Origin of the sequence: Marinobacter maritimus (genome assembly GCF_007671675.1) — a bacterium.
Taxonomy (GTDB): domain Bacteria; phylum Pseudomonadota; class Gammaproteobacteria; order Pseudomonadales; family Oleiphilaceae; genus Marinobacter; species Marinobacter maritimus.
In genome coordinates this window covers 425,160-443,441 of sequence record NZ_VCGW01000001.1, presented here as the reverse complement: position 1 = coordinate 443,441, position 18,282 = coordinate 425,160, and the positions used below count along the sequence as shown (strand labels likewise).

Annotated in this window: 10 protein-coding genes; 4 read left to right on the top strand and 6 right to left on the bottom strand. The window is 55.2% G+C overall.

Annotation, left to right across the window (positions count from 1 at the left end; genetic code table 11):
- Positions 1-2 precede the first annotated feature (2 nt).
- Positions 3-3,728, bottom strand: a complete 3,726-nt coding sequence (locus FFI90_RS01990) for a translocation/assembly module TamB domain-containing protein (RefSeq protein ID WP_246123279.1) — start codon at positions 3,726-3,728, stop codon at positions 3-5.
- The gene (locus tag FFI90_RS01985; protein WP_144776027.1) at positions 3,725-5,479 is read right to left on the bottom strand and encodes an autotransporter assembly complex protein TamA; all 1,755 of its coding nucleotides are present in this window, start codon (positions 5,477-5,479) and stop codon (positions 3,725-3,727) included. The genes FFI90_RS01990 and FFI90_RS01985 overlap by 4 nt, the downstream gene beginning before the upstream one ends.
- 176 nt (positions 5,480-5,655) lie before the next feature.
- Here FFI90_RS01985 and FFI90_RS01980 point away from each other — a divergent pair, with 176 nt between their 5' ends.
- The 3 genes from FFI90_RS01980 to FFI90_RS01970 all read left to right on the top strand — a co-directional run bounded on the left by FFI90_RS01980 (position 5,656) and on the right by FFI90_RS01970 (position 8,967).
- Positions 5,656-6,663 (top strand): hypothetical protein, encoded by a 1,008-nt coding sequence (locus FFI90_RS01980; RefSeq protein WP_144776025.1) that lies wholly within the window; start codon positions 5,656-5,658, stop codon positions 6,661-6,663.
- A 61-nt stretch (positions 6,664-6,724) separates the two neighbouring features.
- Entirely contained in the window at positions 6,725-8,200 is a 1,476-nt protein-coding gene (locus tag FFI90_RS01975; protein WP_144776023.1) for an amidase, read from the top strand.
- Between the two features lie 95 nt (positions 8,201-8,295).
- A complete protein-coding gene (locus tag FFI90_RS01970) occupies positions 8,296-8,967 on the top strand; it encodes a hemerythrin domain-containing protein (protein ID WP_144776021.1) in 672 nt (223 codons plus the stop codon).
- A gap of 182 nt (positions 8,968-9,149) precedes the next feature.
- Here the strand turns inward: FFI90_RS01970 and FFI90_RS01965 are convergent, their stop codons facing one another.
- Positions 9,150-11,153 (bottom strand): methyl-accepting chemotaxis protein, encoded by a 2,004-nt coding sequence (locus tag FFI90_RS01965; RefSeq protein WP_144776018.1) that lies wholly within the window; start codon positions 11,151-11,153, stop codon positions 9,150-9,152.
- A 316-nt stretch (positions 11,154-11,469) separates the two neighbouring features.
- On the opposite strand from FFI90_RS01965, the gene FFI90_RS01960 reads away from it, so the two are divergent.
- Positions 11,470-12,672 carry a M24 family metallopeptidase gene (locus FFI90_RS01960; protein WP_144776016.1) on the top strand — a complete coding sequence of 401 codons (1,203 nt, stop codon included), beginning with the start codon at positions 11,470-11,472 and terminating at the stop codon, positions 12,670-12,672.
- Between the two features lie 63 nt (positions 12,673-12,735).
- Here FFI90_RS01960 and FFI90_RS01955 read toward each other — a convergent pair whose 3' ends face one another.
- From FFI90_RS01955 to FFI90_RS01945, 3 genes are all read right to left on the bottom strand, one after another.
- Positions 12,736-15,522 carry an aminotransferase class I/II-fold pyridoxal phosphate-dependent enzyme gene (locus FFI90_RS01955; protein WP_144776015.1) on the bottom strand — a complete coding sequence of 929 codons (2,787 nt, stop codon included), beginning with the start codon at positions 15,520-15,522 and terminating at the stop codon, positions 12,736-12,738.
- A gap of 96 nt (positions 15,523-15,618) precedes the next feature.
- Positions 15,619-16,617 (bottom strand): C45 family autoproteolytic acyltransferase/hydrolase, encoded by a 999-nt coding sequence (locus FFI90_RS01950; RefSeq protein WP_144776013.1) that lies wholly within the window; start codon positions 16,615-16,617, stop codon positions 15,619-15,621.
- A gap of 65 nt (positions 16,618-16,682) precedes the next feature.
- Positions 16,683-18,146: a biotin carboxylase gene (locus FFI90_RS01945; protein ID WP_144776011.1), complete on the bottom strand. Its 1,464-nt coding sequence runs from the start codon at positions 18,144-18,146 to the stop codon at positions 16,683-16,685.
- Positions 18,147-18,282 lie beyond the last annotated feature (136 nt).

Here is an 18,282-nt window from a genome sequence, read left to right as displayed (position 1 = left end):
GCTCAAAAATCCCGGGTGTAGAAGATATCCAGAGAGGCTGCCAGACCGCTGGCGGCCTCAAGGTAAAAGTACCTACCGAGATCGTAACGTAGCGCTACCGTGCTGATGGGCTCAAAGATACCCACCCCGTAACGGATACTCAGGTCCTCGCTCAGGTAACCGCTAGCGACAACTGATGTCTGGTCTCCGCTGCCTTCGGCCTCCAGCGTAAACTCACGAATACCGAAACCCTCGCCAATCTGACCGGTTACCTTATTGACCTGGGTCAGCCCCAGCGAAATGGCTGCCCGGCCCATCTGCCCGTCGTCAGCCTGACCTCCCGGGGCCCGACCAAGAATCACATAAGACAAAGCATCTGCCTGTGGCATATCCGGGCTGGAAAACACCTCAGTGGTGGGGGACTGGACCGGACCACTCAGGCGGATCCCTGCCACAACCGTGTCCACCTGCCGGACAGCTTCGATGTCCAGATACGGCTGAACCAGATTGCCAACAAATAGCAGCCTGGCACGGCGCAATTCAAGTTCTTGGCCATAGGCTTCGTATTGACCATCCACCAGCTGCAAGGTGCCCCGGGTATCCATATCGTTACCTATCCTCAGGGTACCCTCCAGATCGCCCGTTACACCAAACGCAACGAAACTCACTCGATCCTCGCCAACAACTACCGTGACATCCATGTTCAGCGACCTGATCAGGGGCTCTTCCTGCTCAACCCCAACAATCACCTCATCCTCAGACACTGAAACAGCCTGCGCCGGCAATCCTTCAATTTTAATATCGCCACGAGGCACTTCTACTCGGCCCTCTACACTCAGTTCACCCTCACCGAAGGCGATTGTCAGATCTGGCGCCACCTCCAGGCGGGCGTAAGGCTCCAGGCTGAATGGCAGCCTGTCACCCGTAATGCGAATCTCCCCTCCTGGCGCATCCTGCCAACTCAAACTGCCACGAATAAGGGCCTCGCTACGGGCGTTGCTGCTGACCCGGCCACGAATGTCTGCGGAATAGCCGTCAAGCTCAACGCTAACAACCACCTCCTCCATGGGCAAAGGTAAGCGAGGGTCCACTACCCGACCGTTGGTTAACGCGATCTCCCCACGCAGTGCTGGCTTCATCAGAGGTCCGGATATGCTACCTTCGCCGTTAACGTCCCCAGCCACCTCTTCAAGCCCGGTAAACAGGCCTGCCAAGGCGATATCAAGACCGTCCAGTTTGAACTTGCCCTCAACCGGGCGGCCTTCGGCCATTGGATCAAGCGTCATATCCACCGAGAGCTTGCCAAGCTCTGGGCCAGACAGCAGCACCGCAAGATCTGCCTGTTCGGGCTTGAGCTCCAGCTCGGTCGTCAAAGTCTCGTAACTCAGGGTTTCCCACTCTCCATCCAACAGCAGTTCAAACCGGCCCTCGCCAGCATCAAGCGCAACCCGGCCCTCGGAGCCTTTATCGGTGGAAGTGAAATTAATTTCGCCACTGATGCTTGAGTTCCACCGTACCGTCTCTGGCAGAATCGGCGCCAAAGCAGCGGCAGGAAAATTGTCGATACGGTAGGCAATATTCGCCTCGGGCAGAAGGGTCTGGTCGTCGGCACAAACAGAGCTTTGCTGCCAGCGCCAACAATGGGCTCCAAACCTGAGCGCACCATCATCGTCGTACGTTAGCGCGGCGGGAGACTCCAGCTCCCAGTTCTGCTGCTGTCCGGGCACATCAATAGCGCTCCGCCTAAGCTGCCCTTGCCAGCTTGCCCAGGCTTCACCCGCAGATCCCCGGAAAACCATCTGCACTCCCGCCTCTTCGTGCTGCGCATCAATGGCAACTTCATGGTCGCCCTGAGTCCCCTGCGCACTGACGGTGAGCGAATCGATATTTTGCCCTGCAACAGCAATACCCTTGGCCTGTAGCTCACTAGCGAGACGGAATCCGGAATCCAGCCGGGCATCAAGGCTCAATGCTTCCACGACCAGAAGATCCTGCCAGCGCAGCTCGTCTGCGCTGGCCGTCAATTCACCTCGAGGATCATCGGGTGTTCCTCTCAACGTGAGCTGAAGATCAGCCTGTCCGTCCAGTCCCGGCAGGATCTCCTCAGGGTCGGGCAACTTGAGATTCAGATCGGCCTGCAACGCCTTGCCCCATTTACCGCTGCCTTCGAGACGATTGTCTCCGATAACCAATTTCAGTTCAGGGACAACCCAATCACCGGTCAACGTATCAATCCGGCCCGCAATCACCGTAGGACTGGACCGCCACTGACCCTCCAGGTCCCAGCTCGCCTGCATTGCAGGAACCGGCCCGTCAGTGAGCTCTCCCTCTGAAGTCACCCGGCCGCTGAGTTTGGCTTCGAGAACCGGCACCCAGTACCCGGGGTTGAAATCTTTGAGTTCAAGAGCTGCTTGCCAGCTCAGTGGGCCGGAGAACCTCGCGGTCCCTTGGCCGGTGAGAGAACCTGCGCCCGTTACCGCTGAAAGCTTTGTGACCCGGGCCTCGCTGGCATCGCCATCGATAACTGTAGACAACTCTGCGCTGCCTTGGGGCCCGTCCACTTCCGCAGTCAGGTTGGCTTGATAGCGCCCTTCACGCCAGGATACATCGCCGTCCAGCTTGCGAATCGCAATGGGCGGCGCTTTCATCCCGGGCACAAGCGAATGCCACGGGAACTGGCGCAACTGCAACTCCGCCTCCGCACTCACGCCGTCCTGCCATTGCGTTTTGCCGGTGACGACCAAGGTTTTGGGCGACGCGCCTGCCTTGCCTTTCTCTGCCTGATCCTTGGCGGAGAGCTTCAGCCGGATATCCCGGGCGCCGGTGGTTGTAATCAAGCCCGCAAGTGTCAGCTCAACCGGCCCTTCAGTGCCCGGCAGTGTGGCCTGCCCTTCGGTCCTGAATCCGTCTTGCAGGCTGCCCTTGGCCTCCACAAACCAGTTTTTCAGCACCAGGGTTTCCGGCACAGCTTCTGCGGCTTTGAACGTTTTGGAGGTAACCCGTAGGCGCGCTGGCAGGCTCGACGCCAGCGGCTCTACCTTGCCTTCCAGCACGGCGTCGAGATAACCACGGCTCTGGCCCGCAAGCGCAAGATCCCGCACGCTGCCTGAAAGCGCCAGATCTATTGTCCAGCTATCGCCATAGGGTGGCGGCAAAACAGCACTCACCTCGAGATTGACCGGCCAGTCCCGCCGCGTTTCCACGCGGCCAGACGCCACTGCGGTATAGTCATCAAGCTGATAATAGACCCGCTCAACTTCCCAGTCGGTCCCGGAACCACTCGCATCCAGCTCAAACCTGTCCCATACCTTGCTGCCATTGAAGGTGAATGTGCCCAACCTTACATCGGTGACTCTCAGCCCCAGTGGTAACTCAACCCCAGGCAGGCTGATATCCCCGGCCTGGCCTTGATCTTTAGCAGGCGGCTGCACGTTTACGTCCAGCTGTTCCAGGTGCAGGGTCTCAAGGCAGAGCTGCAGATTAAAGAGACAGGACGGCGACCAGTCTATGAGCGGAGATTCAACCAACACATCAACACCGTAACCCCGCCAACGCAGGCGATCCGCCTGCCAGGTTCCAAACAGCGAGCCTTGATCATGGGTTACTTCCAACCCGGGTATCTGATCAATCACCCAGGCAGTTCCTGTCTCGGATCGCAGCGCCAGCAAGATCGCTGAGACCAGAACGACAGGCAAAAGTACAAGCAGCCCAAGAAGCAGCAGTACCCAGAAACGGATACGTCCCGTCATAACTCTGGCCCCATTGAAAAATGGATCCGCCACTCACCGCCAAGCTCGGTATTCAGGCCTTTGGCAATGTCCAGACGCAATGGCCCAAGCGGGCTTATCCAACGAATACCGACGCCCACACCGGTGGCCAAGGGATCGAACAGATCGTTAACGGCGTTGCCGTGGTCTATAAACATTGCGGAGCGCCATTTGTCAGCAAACTGATACTGGTATTCCGCACTGCCCACCAACGTGAATCGCCCGCCGACCGGAACCCCATTGTCATTCTCAGGCGATAAGGATTGGTACGCATAACCGCGCACACTCTGGTCACCACCAGCGAAAAAGCGCAGTGAAGGTGGCACGTCTTCAAACCGGTTTGTCCCCACGCCCCCGATCTGGATGCGAGACAGAAAACGGTGCTTGCCGCCGAGTGTAAGCAGGCCGCGGGCAATCGCGTTCACATGCAGAATATCCACACTCGAGAGAGCCGCTCTGTGGGAACCGCTCACATCAATCTGTAAACGGTAACCCTTGGAGGGATCCAAGGGCGAATCGGCGTGTAGTTTGGAATAACCCACACCAGGAAGCAGCAGTGAGCTTGTCCCTTTTTCATCATCACCAATATTGTATCGTTCTCCGTCCCAGCGTATTGACAACACTTGCAGCCAGCCGCTATCCAGCTGATGCTGCCACTGCTGGCCAAACGTCAACAACTCGGATTCAACGTTCTCGATATCTTCGCGCTGATAGCCTGCCGTTAACCGGATTGCATCTGTCATGGGTGGATCCAGCGGCAGTTCATACCAGGTACTGATATTCTGTCTGGGCCCCGAAAGCTCTGTTTCAGCCCCGCGTTTGTGCCCCATCGGGTTGATCCAGTGCTCCCGCCAGGTGCCACGAAAACGCGGCCCAACATCCGTGGAAAAGCCGAGGCCGGTGGCTAAAGACCGGGGGTCTCTTCGGGTCAGGCCAATTCGCACCGGAATCACACCGTTTTCAGCGCTCCCCGGCACAGCATCTATGTCCACTCCCGAGAAGTACCCACTACCCAGGAGATCGCTGTTCAGCTTTGCAATTTCGTCCGCATGGTAAGGAACGCCCGGCTCAAAGGTCACGAACTCGTGAAGGAGCCGGCTTTCAAACCAGTGCCCCTCTTCAAAGGTGACCGCTCCCAGCCGATACCGATCACCGCTTTCAAAAACCAGAACAATTTTAGCGCTCAGCGCTTCCGGATCCACTTCGAGAGTGCGGGTAACAAGGCGACCGTCAAAATACCCACGGCGGCGTGCCCGGTTCTGAAGTGTGTTGCGGAGGTTGGTGTAATCGCCATGGTTCAGAACATCGCCTTCTGCGGGATGAACCGGCAGGTTATCTTTGAAGCGCGGGTCAGAAGCAGCAGGGCCACGGATTTCAACGGTTCGGGATTTAACCCGCACCGGATCACCCGGCGTAATTTCAAGAATCAGCTTGGCCGTTTTTTCTGGGTCAGCTTCTTCGATCTTCCAGTCAACAACTGGTCTGTAATAGCCCAGCGCCCGCAATGCCTTATTGGCCTGGCTGACAGCCGTCGAGGCATATCGTCGAAGATTGTCAGCACTTCGCCCCTCCACCTCACCAATAAATGCCTCGGCATTTTTTTGGAGCTCCGGGAAATCACCTTTTACACGGACCTCAACTTGCTCGGCCACGCTAAAGGATGACCACAGAAGGAGCAGCAGGCCCAGAAGCCTGACTCGGCCCGATTTCAAAATGTGATCAAATGATTGCATCCGGTGATTTCAGTGTTGGTCGTGATGGAGGTGGTTGTCGCTTAAGCGTGAGAGTTTAATACCAGCCGGTCAAGTTAATCTGCACCCCTCCGACAAGTCGTCGGCCCGGCCCAAATAAGCTAATCTGTCGATACATCTGCGACCGCTATTACATCACAGAGGACGGATACCGGCGAATGCTGAAAATTAACCGCGAGAACCTGAAGTCCAGCCACCAGCTCATCTGGTTCATTATCGACTTCCTGATGTTGGGGCTGCTCGTCATCAACCTCGTCCTCATTATCTGGGACTCCATCTATAACTTTGTCGCTATCCAGAATTTGCTGAAAGAGCATCTTCCTGCGTTTCAGGCTGCCTACAACCCCATACATGAAAACTTCATACTGTACGACGCAATGTTCGTGGCGGTTTTCCTGACAGAGTTTTTCGTGCGCTGGGGCTATGCAATCCGGGCCAAAGTGTACGACCGCTGGTACTTCTATCCCTTTATCCACTGGTATGATGTGATCGGATGCATACCCGTTGGCAGCCTGCGGTTCTTGCGAATCCTGCGGGTTATTTCCATTGTGTACCGCCTGCATCAATACAAGATAATCGATGTTACCGGTACCGGGCTCTATCGCTTCGTAAACTTCTACTACGAAGCCTTCATGGAAGAACTGTCCGACCGCATCGTGGCAAAGGTACTGAGCGGCGTGCAGCATGAAATAAAGCTGGGCTCTCCGCTTTTTGAGAAAATCCAGAACGATATCCTGTACCCGCGGCGAGAGATGTTGTCTGGATGGATTTCCCAGCGAGTCGCTCAGGCAGCAAAGGAAGGTTATGTCCCCAACCGTGGTGCGCTGAGGAGCTATCTCGAAGACAGGGTTGACCACGCACTGAAACAGAACGTGGAACTGTCGCGGCTGAAGTACCTGCCGGTCGTGGGCTCAACCATTCAGGAAACGCTTGAGGATGCGGTGGGTGATATTGTTGCCAACGTTATCCAGCAGATTCTGGAAGACCTGGCCTCCTCTTCAAACCATGCGTTTATCGAAGATATAGTAAACGCCTTTATACGCGGGCCGGGCGAACCGGATACCGATGAAGAGCGAAATGACGCGCTGATTGCGCTAATCATCGAAATCATTGACGCCATCAAAGGTCAGGTCAAGGTAAAGCGCTGGCGGGAACAGCTTCCATAGGCAAGCTATACGACAGCACCTCTGGCCCGGAACTGCAAAAACAAAACCAAAGAGACACCAGATGGACGAACTGCATTACCAGCCTGCCCATGTGCTGCTGAGGCAACTTGATGCCGGAACCCTGACCAGCGAAAAGCTGGTGACTGCCCTGCTCGCGCGAATCCGCGAGCGCAATCCGGCCGTTAACGCGATCGTTACCCTCGATGAAACGCGCGTACTTGAAGAGGCACGGGAGGCTGACCGAAAGCGTTCATCCGGAACTGAAACCGGCCTCTTGCACGGCCTGCCCCTTACCCTCAAAGATACCTGGGAAGTCGCAGGAATGATCTGCACCGCTGGCGCCACCGCGCTGCGAAACCACAAACCTGAACGCCATGCCGACGTGGTGCAGCGATTGGAAGACGCCGGTGCCATTATTCTTGGCAAAACCAACGTCCCGGTTTACGCCACCGATCTGCAAAGCTATAACAAGCTGTTTGGCGTAACCAACAATCCCCATAATTCAGATCACACTCCGGGTGGCTCATCCGGAGGCGCCGCAGCGGCTCTTGCAGCAGGCATGACGCCGCTGGAGGTGGGCAGTGATCTGGCTGGTTCCATTCGTATTCCCGCGCACTTTTGCGGGGTTTTCGGGCATAAGCCCTCACGAACGCTGGTGTCTTTTCGCGGCCACATTCCCGGGCCGCCGGGCACCCAATCGCAACCGGATCTTGCAGAAGGTGGCCCCCTGGCCCGAAACGCCCGGGATCTCGAGCTTCTTTTGAAGGTCATTGCCGGACCAAAACCGGTTGATAGCCGATGCTGGCAACTGGAAATGCCGCCCTCACGCCTGGAAACCCTGAAACAGGCACGAGTCGGGCTATGGCTGGAAGACCGGTTGTGCCCGGTAGAAAACGAGCTGACAGACGGTTACCGGAAACTGGGCAAGCAGCTTGCGGATCAAGGCGTTCTTGTATCAGAGGCTAATCACCCACTGTTAAGTCTTGAACACACATTGCCTGTCTACTTCAACTTGCTGGGTAGCCTGCTGAGCACATCCTTCAAGCCAGCCCAGCGTCGCCAGTTGAAATGGATTGCCCGGCTGGAAAAATGGCTTACCTTCTTTGGCCCCATGACGCCATTCATCGGTGAGTATGGCCGCGGCGCAAATCAGCCGGCTTACCAGTGGATGGCCATGAGCGAGATGCGGGAAAAGATGCGGGCAGAAATTGAAACCCTGTTCCAGGATGTGGATGTACTGCTTACTCCGATCACGCCTACCGCCGCTATCCGACACGATCACTCGCAGCCGGTGTTCAAGCGCCGGATTACCGTTGCCGGACAACCCCGCGCGTACATGGATCAGTTCTGCTGGATCGCTTTTGCCACCCTGCTCGGTTTACCGGCAACCTCTGTGCCCATCGGGCGCACCAGGGAGGGACTTCCGTTCAACGTGCAAGTTATAGGAGCACCGGGTATGGACCTGACCACCATTGGTTTTGCCCGCTTGCTGGAGGAAGCAGGCCTGGCAGGGTTTCAGGTTCCGAACGGATTCTGAGGTAACAAAAACCCCCGGTAATAGCTATCGTTCTCATTGCAATCTTTAAACATTCATCTATTATACTATTTAACAGTAGATATAGGAGGTGAGCCATGAGATACCAAAGCGTTCTTGGAAACTGCAACGAAACCACCATTGGCGGCATGATCAAACAGTGCCCTGAAACATACACAGTGTTTCAGAGCTACAGCCTCAATGTGAGCACTGAGCGCGATAAAACCGTGCAGGAGGCTGCAGCGCAAGCGGGAGTACCCGGAAAAACCCTGTGCAGACAACTCTTTGATGTGTGCATGAAGTACAAACCGCTGGAGGAGATGGAAACAGACACGTTACTGGAACTCCTGCACACGGAGTATGGCGCCGCTCACCTTGAACAACTGCCCGCATTGCATCGGCTGGCCAGAAAAATCGAGGCTGTCCACCGGGCCAGCCCGGACGTACCCTCAGGCATTACTCGAGCGGTAAAGCAGCTCGAGCAAACTCTGGCCGATCACGTCAAACGGGAAGAAGCTTACGTACTCTCCCGCATGGAGCACGATAGGCCACCGATGCCGGATACACCTATAGGCCAGATGAATGAAGAGCACGATGCTATCAAACTGCAACTTCGCGGGCTGAGAGAGTTAACCAACCACTACAAAGCCCCGGAAGCCGCCTGTCGTTCCTGGCGCCGGCTGTATGATGAATTGAAAAACCTGGACTTCAGCTTATCGGAACAGATCTATCTTGAGCGCGACATTCTGTTCCCACGGTTTCAGTTCTGACGTTCGATTCCCGCAGAAGCGGGATGTATTTAGTAAAGAAAACCTCCCCTCTGAATAACGCAGGCTACCTTGGTCGCGTTATTCAGAGGTTTCCGCCTGCACCGTTCAACGCCTTACTCATTGTCTGAACGACTATTTCGGAGCATTTACACTATGTTGAGCAAGAAAAAACGTGGGTCAGATCATGTGCTGAAGTGTGAAACCTGCCCTGCCAGACTCTGTGCCAATTCTGACAAGTTCTGGCTGGCCTGGGCAATCTGATTGGAGGAAGCCGAGGTTTGATCAGCCACGTCAGAGATTTGTTCGATATTCCGGCTCATTTCCTCTGAAACCGCCGATTGCTGCTCGGTAGCACTGGCAATCTGCGCGCTCATATCAGAAATTTGGTCCACACTCCCCATGATTGCCTTGAACGAAGACTCCGTTTTAAATGCGAGATTGACGGATTCCTCGCTTTCCTTCTGGCTTTTACCCATGCTCTGCACCGCGGTTTTCGCCCCTTCCTGTAACCGGTGGATGGAATCGCGGATTTGCTCGGTTGAGGATTGGGTGCGCCCTGCCAGCGATCTCACTTCGTCCGCAACCACCGCAAAGCCTCGCCCACTGTCTCCTGCGCGTGCAGCCTCTATGGCCGCATTCAGAGCAAGCAGGTTGGTTTGATCCGCAATCTCACTGATTACCTGCAGAACAGAGCCAATTTCTGTGCTGTGCTCATTGAGCTCTACCACGATTTGTGTTGACTGACCCAACGCCCGTGCCAACCCGGAAATCTGCTCGGTCATCTGGTGCAAGACAGAATTTCCCTCGCCAGCTTGCTCATTGGCATTGGCCGCAGAATCAGCCGCAATTACTGCGTTGGAGGCCACTTCACGCACTGTGGCCGAAAGCTCGGTCATGGCAGAGGCTATCTGATCCGTCTCATGTTTCTGGCGCTGAACGCCTTGGGCACTCTCTTCCGTCACGGCCGAAAGCTCTTCTGATGCTTGGGCCAATTGCTCAGCAGATCCGGCGACTTGTCTAACGATATTCCGGAACTGATCAGCCATCATGTTGAGCGATTCGGAGACCTCCGTGAGTTCGTCTTGTCCAATCCGTTTAGCCCGATACGTAAGATCGCCTTTCGCAAGCGCCTCTGTCGTTCGCATGAGATTGCCAATACTGGCCTTGACACCTTGATAGAATGAGGTGAACAAATAGCAGATGGCTAACAAGACGATCGCAAGCAAGCCGATGGTGGACTGATAAACAAAAGCAGCATCGGCCTCCCTCTCTGCCAGGGCGCGATCAACAAGAGGAATAAGACTGTCAAACTCGTGATAGGCCTCATCAATTGCTGCTGTGGCGGCTTCGTTGATCTGGCTCGCCGACACACTGATTGTTTCCGGCTCACGGAACTCTTTTTGCAACAGCTCGACAAACCGACTGACAACCTGGCTGATCCGCCCTGCGGCCTGGCTCAATTCCTTCTCAAGTTCCGGCTTGTAGCTCGAAGAACGTGAAAGATTGTACTGAATCGTATCAAGATGTTGGTTTATCCGGTCCTGCCTGTTTGCCAGGATAATACGACTGTCGCCCTGATGTGTGCCTCTTGCCGCTACCCCGGTTGCAATCCCACGAGCCTGAGCCATGGATTCAGCGATTTGAGGGTAGGAGGTAGTCACCAGAGTAATGAGATAATAGGTTTCAGCGGACGGATCCAGAGTGAGCCCGGATTTTTCACCAATCGTGTCTGCCATTACAAACAGGCTATTGATCAGATCCGTATGCTGCTGGAAACTTTGGCCCTGATCGAGCTCCTGTATTCTGAGTGTCAATTGCTTCCAGGCCGTAGCCACATCTGACGTATGGTTGATCAGCGTAAGGCGGCTCAAATTCGTTAGAGACTGCTGCACCCGGCTTTGAAGCGCTTTCATGGGCGCCGCAAAATTCTTGGCACCATTCAGGTAGGCCGCAGACATTCCACGATGTGATTGCACCAGCTCAATCGCCGAGCGAACCTGTTTTATTTCCGTCAAGCCAGCTCTTTGATTAGATGTAAACTCTACGGTGGCGGCTTTTTCCTGCAAAAAAAGAACACCAATAGCCATCAACGGAATGAGAAGAGCTCCCCCAATGACCACAAACTTTATCGAGTATCGCAGCTTACCAAGAAAGAAAATTCCAGGCGTCAGAAGTGCATTCAGCATCGGGCTTAGTTCCGGCTAGAGTTTAGTTTTAATATGGGAAGAACGCAGGAAGGCTATTGATATGATTTAACTTACCCTATGCGAAACTCCCCGAAAAACATTTATAACTTAAACTGCCGAGCTATTTACACATGTAATTCTGTTTTTCATTATAATTGCAAAAATCGGCTATATCTTTTTACCCAAACACCAAAATGAAAACTCGTTATATACCTATAAAGAACTACCATTGTATGGTTCGGTTCCTTTTTTTGCATGCCGGGAATAAACGAACGATTAATGGAAACTGACGTCCAGAACAGCGAGCAATCATCCCATGGATTACCGTACCTACCGCGAAAAACTGCAGAGCCAGTTCCCCGAGCCCGTACTGGCGTTTGAGCCGGTTGAATACGAGACACGACTCGCCTCGGTTCGCCGGGAAATGGCTAAAGCCGGGCTTGACCTGTTACTACTGACCGAAGCTGGAGAGTTGTGCTATCTCACTGGGTACACCACCTTTGAGGTTTCGGTTCAGTGCGTGTTACTGGTGGCAGCCGACCGAACCGTACTGTTCGTTCCTGCCATAGAAATCGGCCCTGCCGTGTATTTGAGCCGGGTGGACGAGGTTATCGGCTACCCGTGGCAGGCTCCCGAGGCGGTAGGCAGCACACTGGCTGAACAGGTGCGCCGCACAGCGGGCACCTCTGCGCCGAGAATCGGCTTTAACCCATGGGCGGGTTCTTTCAGGCCGGGGCTGCTTCTGGCCCTAAAGAACGAGCTGGGGACAGCCACATTTAACGATTTCGGCACACTGATCGATCGTGTGCGCCTGATCAAATCACCCGCCGAACTGACCTATCTGGCCGAAAGTGCAACTATAACCAGCTCAGGTCTGGACGCGGCGGCGGCTGTGATACGAGAGGGCGTAGTCGACCATGAAATCGCCCGCGCCGGTGCCAACTCCATGCTGGGGGCGGGCAGTGAATTCATGAGTATGCAGCCGATTGTGACGACCGGCGCCCGCAGCGGCATCATTCATACCAATCATTCCGGTTACAAGGTTGCTCGCGGTGATGTGGTGTTCACCGAATTCGGTGCTGTTCGCCGCCGCTATACCGCGCCGATGATGCGCACAGCCGTAGTCGGTGAAGCCTCAGCCGAGATTCGTGAATTCCACGGGGTGTGTCTTGACGTCCTCAGCGCAGTGATGTCGGCCGCGCGGGCGGGTTCAAGCTTCGCGTCGGCAGCTCGTGCCGGTGAAGCGGCGCTGGCGCCGATCGTCGATCGCGCCTTTTTCTCCGGCGTGTTTGGCTATCCGGTTGGCGCAGCATTTCCGCCATCCTGGGTCGCGGGCTCCATGTTCATAGCATCCGACAACGACGCAATGCTGGAAGAAAACATGGTGTTTCATTTGCCGATCTGTCTGCGCAAGCCCGGCGAATTTGGCATAGGTTTCAGTGAAACAGTGCGTATTACAGGAACAGGAGCCGAACGGATTACCGCTAACACACTGTCTCTTGAGGAGATTTCTTTATAAACGGGGATACATTCAGCTGGCTATGCAGCCGGCTGAATGTATCCGGGAAAGAAAAGCGATTCGTCAGTCGGCACCGTCCTTCGTGCGGCCCAAGGCGTCGACCGTATAAACGATAAGCCCCAATTCCGGCCGATAACCATGAATTTCCGTCACGTCCAGCGCCTGCAGGAAATGCAGGATCTCTTCGCTTATAACCTGCCCCGGCACCAATACAGGGAAGCCCGGCGGATAGGGAATAACGAAGCTGGCTGAAACAACATCCCGCCCCTCGGCCATCTGTTTTTGCAGTTCGCCATTGTCGAAACGCAGGTACTCGGTATTTTCTTCTTCGTAACTGAGGAAGTAAGCCCGGCGAATGTCGCCTTCGGGGCTTCCCGGGGTAGGTCGGAAAGCGTCGTGGAAGCGACTGAAATCCGGCAGCGGTGGCAGATCCTCGGTCAGCGACTTAACCTTGTGTTCAATGATCTTGCGTTCGGGCCGGCTGCTCTCCTCCCAACGCCGATCAAAGCTCTTGGCCAGCTTGATCAACACATCCAGCAGGTAGGCGATAGAACCGCGAGTGGTTCCTATGTTGGTCATGAACAGCACGGTGTTGCGGGACGTCTTGTTGATCTGGATCCCGAACTGATTCATCAGGTATTCGTTCTTGAAGGTATCACCATCAATGCCGGTTTTGCCAATGGCCATGGTAATCCTGCTGGGATCGATCACAAACTCATCATGGGCCCAGGCCTCCTCCATCTTGTTCCAGCCGCTAACGGGATCAAAGAAGGTATCGACACCGGACTGGCGGTATTCCAGCGGAATCATGTCCTTGTTTACCAACACCTGAAAATATTTCTTTAACAGCGGGGTGGTGTAAAGCTGCTCGCGCAGAGTCAGCGCCGCCTCGATCTGGGCGTGAACCAGTTCGAACCCTTCCATTTCCGCCTGCATTCGGCCCACATCCAAAGAGGCGACAATCTGGTAGTTGGGCGAAGTCGAGGTGTGGGTCATGTAGGCTTCATGGAAGGAGGCTTCCACTTTCTGCCGGTAATCCTGATCATAGACATGGATCATCGACCCTTGACGCAGTGATGTCAGGGTTTTGTGAGTCGAGTGGGTCGCGTAGGCCCGGACACGAACGGAATCAGGGTCCGGCATAAGACGATTGTCCAGCCAAGTAGCGTCATCGTCCGGGTCCAGCTTGTCAAACTCCACTTTCCAGGCATCGTACTCTGCCTGATAGTCTTCACTGCGATAACGATCCCGGAGTGTGCGAGCAGCATGCATGGCGGTACGTGGCCGGTAAGTCGGATTGAAGGTGGCAAAGGCAAACCAGGCCTCGTCCCACAGGAACACCAGGTCTGGCTTGATGGCCAGGCACTCCTCCATAACCCGACGTACGTTATAGACCACGCCATCGAAGGTGCAGTTGGTCAACAGCAGCATCTTGACCTTGCTGAGCTGCCCGTTGCGCTTGAGATTGAGCAGCGATTTCTTCATTTCCCGCAGTGGCACAGCGCCATACATGGAGTAGTCGTTCAGGGGGAAGGAATCCAGATAGGCAACATGCGCGCCCGCCAAAACCATGCCGTAATGGTGGGATTTATGACAGTCACGATCAACCAGCACAATATCCCGGGGCTTTACCAGCGCCTGGACGACGATCTTGTTGGCGGTTGAGGTGCCATTTGTCACGAAGAAGCTCTGGCGCGAGCCAAAAGCCCGTGCGGCGTACTCCTGAGCCTTCTTGATAGGGCCATAGGGCTGCAGCAGTGAATCGAGGCCGCCGGATGTAGCTGACGTTTCGGCCAGAAAAATGTTGATGCCGTAAAAGTCGATCATCTGCCCCGCCCAGTGGGACCGGGTAACCGACTTGCCGCGGGAGATCGGCATGGCATGGAATACGCCGGTAGGCTTACGGCTGTATTCGCGCAAGGCATCGAAGAACGGCGTACGGTAGCGGTCATCGATCGCGCGCAAGATCGTGTGGTGTTGCTCGATGTAATCCGTTTCGCGGTAGAAAATGCGCTTGAAATGCCGGATATCCGCACTCGCAGTTACTTCCACATCACCGCTGGTCACCAGAAACTGATCAATCTCCGGGCGGATCTCGCCAATCATTGAACCCAGCAGGAGGCTGCGCTCGGCCTCGGTCTTACACTCAAGCTCCTTTTCTGAAAGGCCTTCGAGGTAATTGCGGAGGGTGCTGAGGTTGTACTTCGACTTATAAGGAAATTCGTAGCGGATCATGCAGGCCTGGATATTGGGATTGACCAGGATCGCAATCAGCGCGTCTTCAAAGCTTCGAACGGTAACGGTGTCATAAATGAACTTGTCTTCCGGACGGCGCAAGCTGTGGAAGGCCTCACGAACCACATCCTCCTCCTGCAGCGACATCGCATCGACAATCAGAACCTCGAAATAAGGCTGAGCCGAGCTATTGGAAGCGGGGTGACCTCGGCGCAACTGTGCCAAGGCATCGAGTGCTTCGAGATCTTCCGAGTCCGAGTCGTTCTCACTAAGGTCGACGTGGCGGCGGCGGTAGGACTCACTGATCAGTGTCCGCACCAGACGCTTGACCACTTTCTCCAATTGAACGAAATCATCCCGGCCGTAAAGCGCCCAGAGATGCCCGAAATCCTCTTTGGACGGAAATGCGTGGTAGTCCTCGATGATTTCCAACCGGGTGAGCTTGATATCGATGGCTTTGGCCAGTGACTTCACTTCCGCCGCATCGTCAATCCTGATAATGCGGCCGAGATCCCGCTTCAACGCGTTCCAGGTATCGGCTCGCAGCTGGCTGATCTTGTGGTAAAAGCCCAAGGCCGTGTAAGCGGTTTCTGTCTCTCTTGTTATTTCGCTCATGGTTTCACCTTATGTCCCTGAATGTTCGGACGGGATTTATGGCCAACCGCCAATACTTGGCGGCAAAGCGCAAAAGCGCCTGCACACCCCGAAAGGCTATCCCGGGATGCTGGCACGAACGTTGTATCGGATGTCCACGAATGTCTCTTCAAAATGGTCAAAAGACAGCTCAATTGACCTGTCTGGCCAATGGTACTGGGCTACCCCCGCGTTGGGGTGATACACCGCAGTGTAGATAGTTCCGAGGCCGCGCCGGTAATCGGTTCGAAACAGGGGCGGCGCTGCAAATGCCGAAATCAGTCTCTCCTTCGTCGTAGCGGGATCGTCTACCAGAATCGACAGCTGACGTTCGCGAATCAGCGTCTCCGAAGCCAGGGCATGGGCATACCACTCGATCCGCTTCTGGTGGTTGGTCGCCACCGGTATCCGCTTGATTGATGCCGGACGGTCAGGGCCTATCATGGCGGTAATATAGCGCTTACGGGCATCGGTCACGGTGATGTTGTAAGCCATGTGCGTGGGCACACGGGCCAAAACGTCCGCAGCTTCCGGCGTCGTGTCACAGAATTCAAGGATGTAGCGCAGGATAATCGGCGCGCCAAACCCGTCACCCACCGCCGTGCGCCCACCGAAGGCCAACGAAACGGACAGTCCACTTTCGTTAATGCCATCAAGTACACCCACCAGGCAGTCCGACATGGCGATAACCCGACGACCATTCCAGCAGGTTGAAAGGATCGTGCCTTCACAGAGTTCGGGCGGATAATCGTAGTTACGCACCAGCACGTTAGCGCCAGCATCGGCAAAGGCCGCCTGGGAGCAACCGGTTATGTAGGCCGGTGGCCGGTAGAGGCTGAGTAGCCTCGAAGACAGGTCACCACCGCCGGAAAGCTCGCACAGCCGCCGGTACGTGGGTATCAGTTCTGGCATATGCCGGGTCAAAGCGTTGTAGCAGGCCAGATAACTGGGCCGCTCGCGCTCCGTCTCCGACAGATACCAGCGCTCGTAGGCTGGCCAGTGGAGGTCAAAAAGACGCCGCCATTTTGGCCCTGCTTCCGGCTCATGCACTGTCTCGAAAATCAGCTGTTTCTGCATGACATCGGGACCATCCGGCCCACGGGGGCGGACGGGGGTTTTGCTCCCCCTCATCGCGTTGGTGTTCACAGTATTTTGAAGTTACTGCCACCGATGGCATGATCGACCGCCGCTGCTTCAACAGCCGGGTCCTGCAAAGCCTGACCGGCAAACTGACCACGGATACCGTCGATCCAGGCCTTCGCCCGGGGCGTCAGGTCAAAGTTGTCGTCCATCAGTCGTCCGCGGGTGATCAGTATTCCGAGATCAGCACCTTCATAGCGGAAATCACCCACCCCACTTATACGCATGAAGAATGCTTCCTGCTCACTCTCAGCCGCATGTGGATGATAGTTGTAGTGATCGTAGCCAATGCTTCCGTCTTCCGACATACGCCAGACGCCAGACTGAGGTGCCTGCGTCAGAAGGTCTACCGACTCATCGGTATGCTTGATAACGAGCTGACTCCAACTATCGATGCTGTCCGGGTGCGACCAGCGCTCGTTAATGTCTTCGATATTGATATCGAAATCCTGATCAGAGAACTCCAGCAGGTGGAACAAAAACAAGGGAACATCAGAGTGGGCGAACGCCGCTACGTTGGTCAGCGAACTGGCGCCGGTGACACGGGGATTAAGCTCTCCCAGATAAACTTCGTTCGTATCCATGTCGATCAGGAAGTCGAGCTCAAAATAGCCGCGATACCCCTCCTCTCTCAAGGCCTCGCCAAACTTGAAGGTGTACTCGCGAGCTTTGTCTCTGACCTCCTGGGTGAAGGCGCCGGCAAACATCTCATTACCGCACCAGCCACCTTTGTAGGGTGTCAGCGCCTTGAAGCCCACCAACTCCGTCATGAGCGGCCCCACTACAGTGCCACAGCGGGTGCTGCAGGCCTCAATAGCTGAGCCCCTGCAATTGATCCGCTTCATGATTTTCACTTCGGGCTCGGCTTCAATTTCTTCGGCGTACTTATAATACTCATCTTCATTGGAGACGAAGAACGTGGTGTGACCCGAGTCACCGAACGCCGACTGGATAACCAGATCGGTGCCGAGCTCTTCGCTGACCTCCTGCAAATGGGCGTAACTGTTCACCTTGGCCAGAACATTCGGAACACTCGGCACGCCAACTTTGTTGCCGATCCTTACCGTCTCGATCTTGTTATCCATGCGCGTGCGCAGTTCTGCCGGCGGGAAGGCAACACGCAGGCCAAGCTGTTTGCAAATCTCTTCGGTATGTTCGTCGAACATGAGGAAGGTGGCTGTGCCCTTGCCGCCGCGAGACTGCAGGTAATCGATAACTTCCTTATGTTCAAGGAGGTAGTTGTTAATATCCTCAATGCTTTCGAAATCCCGGGGGAACTTCATCTTGGGCACGAAGATATTCTTCTGTCTGCCTTCAAAGCAGTCAATGTAAGTAATGTGCCGGAAGTTGCCGACCCAGTCACCGATGCCCAACAGGTTGAAGTTGGTTGCCGAGATAAAGTACACCGGGTCTTTGTTGTTGTGGAAATAACGACGGATATCAGAAATGTTTGTTATCTTGTTCATTTCTTTCTCTCCTTTGGAGGGGCGTTCCTGCGCATTTTCAGGGGCCTGTACAGGAGCTTCCTGTACAGGCATCTGATCCTCGCCCGGCATTAGCCAGTGTGCCACCATTTTGCGCAATCGGTTTAACAGATATCGG

What these genes read in the sequence shown, in the direction of transcription:
- FFI90_RS01985 (WP_144776027.1), bottom strand. Translation starts at nt 5,479, where the DNA reads ATGCAATCATTTGATCACATTTTGAAATCGGGCCGAGTCAGGCTTCTG.
- FFI90_RS01945 (WP_144776011.1), bottom strand. Translation starts at nt 18,146, where the DNA reads ATGAACAAGATAACAAACATTTCTGATATCCGTCGTTATTTCCACAAC.
- FFI90_RS01950 (WP_144776013.1), bottom strand. Translation starts at nt 16,617, where the DNA reads ATGCAGAAACAGCTGATTTTCGAGACAGTGCATGAGCCGGAAGCAGGG.
- FFI90_RS01965 (WP_144776018.1), bottom strand. Translation starts at nt 11,153, where the DNA reads ATGCTGAATGCACTTCTGACGCCTGGAATTTTCTTTCTTGGTAAGCTG.
- FFI90_RS01980 (WP_144776025.1), top strand. Translation starts at nt 5,656, where the DNA reads ATGCTGAAAATTAACCGCGAGAACCTGAAGTCCAGCCACCAGCTCATC.
- FFI90_RS01970 (WP_144776021.1), top strand. Translation starts at nt 8,296, where the DNA reads ATGAGATACCAAAGCGTTCTTGGAAACTGCAACGAAACCACCATTGGC.
- FFI90_RS01955 (WP_144776015.1), bottom strand. Translation starts at nt 15,522, where the DNA reads ATGAGCGAAATAACAAGAGAGACAGAAACCGCTTACACGGCCTTGGGC.
- FFI90_RS01975 (WP_144776023.1), top strand. Translation starts at nt 6,725, where the DNA reads ATGGACGAACTGCATTACCAGCCTGCCCATGTGCTGCTGAGGCAACTT.
- FFI90_RS01960 (WP_144776016.1), top strand. Translation starts at nt 11,470, where the DNA reads ATGGATTACCGTACCTACCGCGAAAAACTGCAGAGCCAGTTCCCCGAG.
- FFI90_RS01990 (WP_246123279.1), bottom strand. Translation starts at nt 3,728, where the DNA reads ATGACGGGACGTATCCGTTTCTGGGTACTGCTGCTTCTTGGGCTGCTT.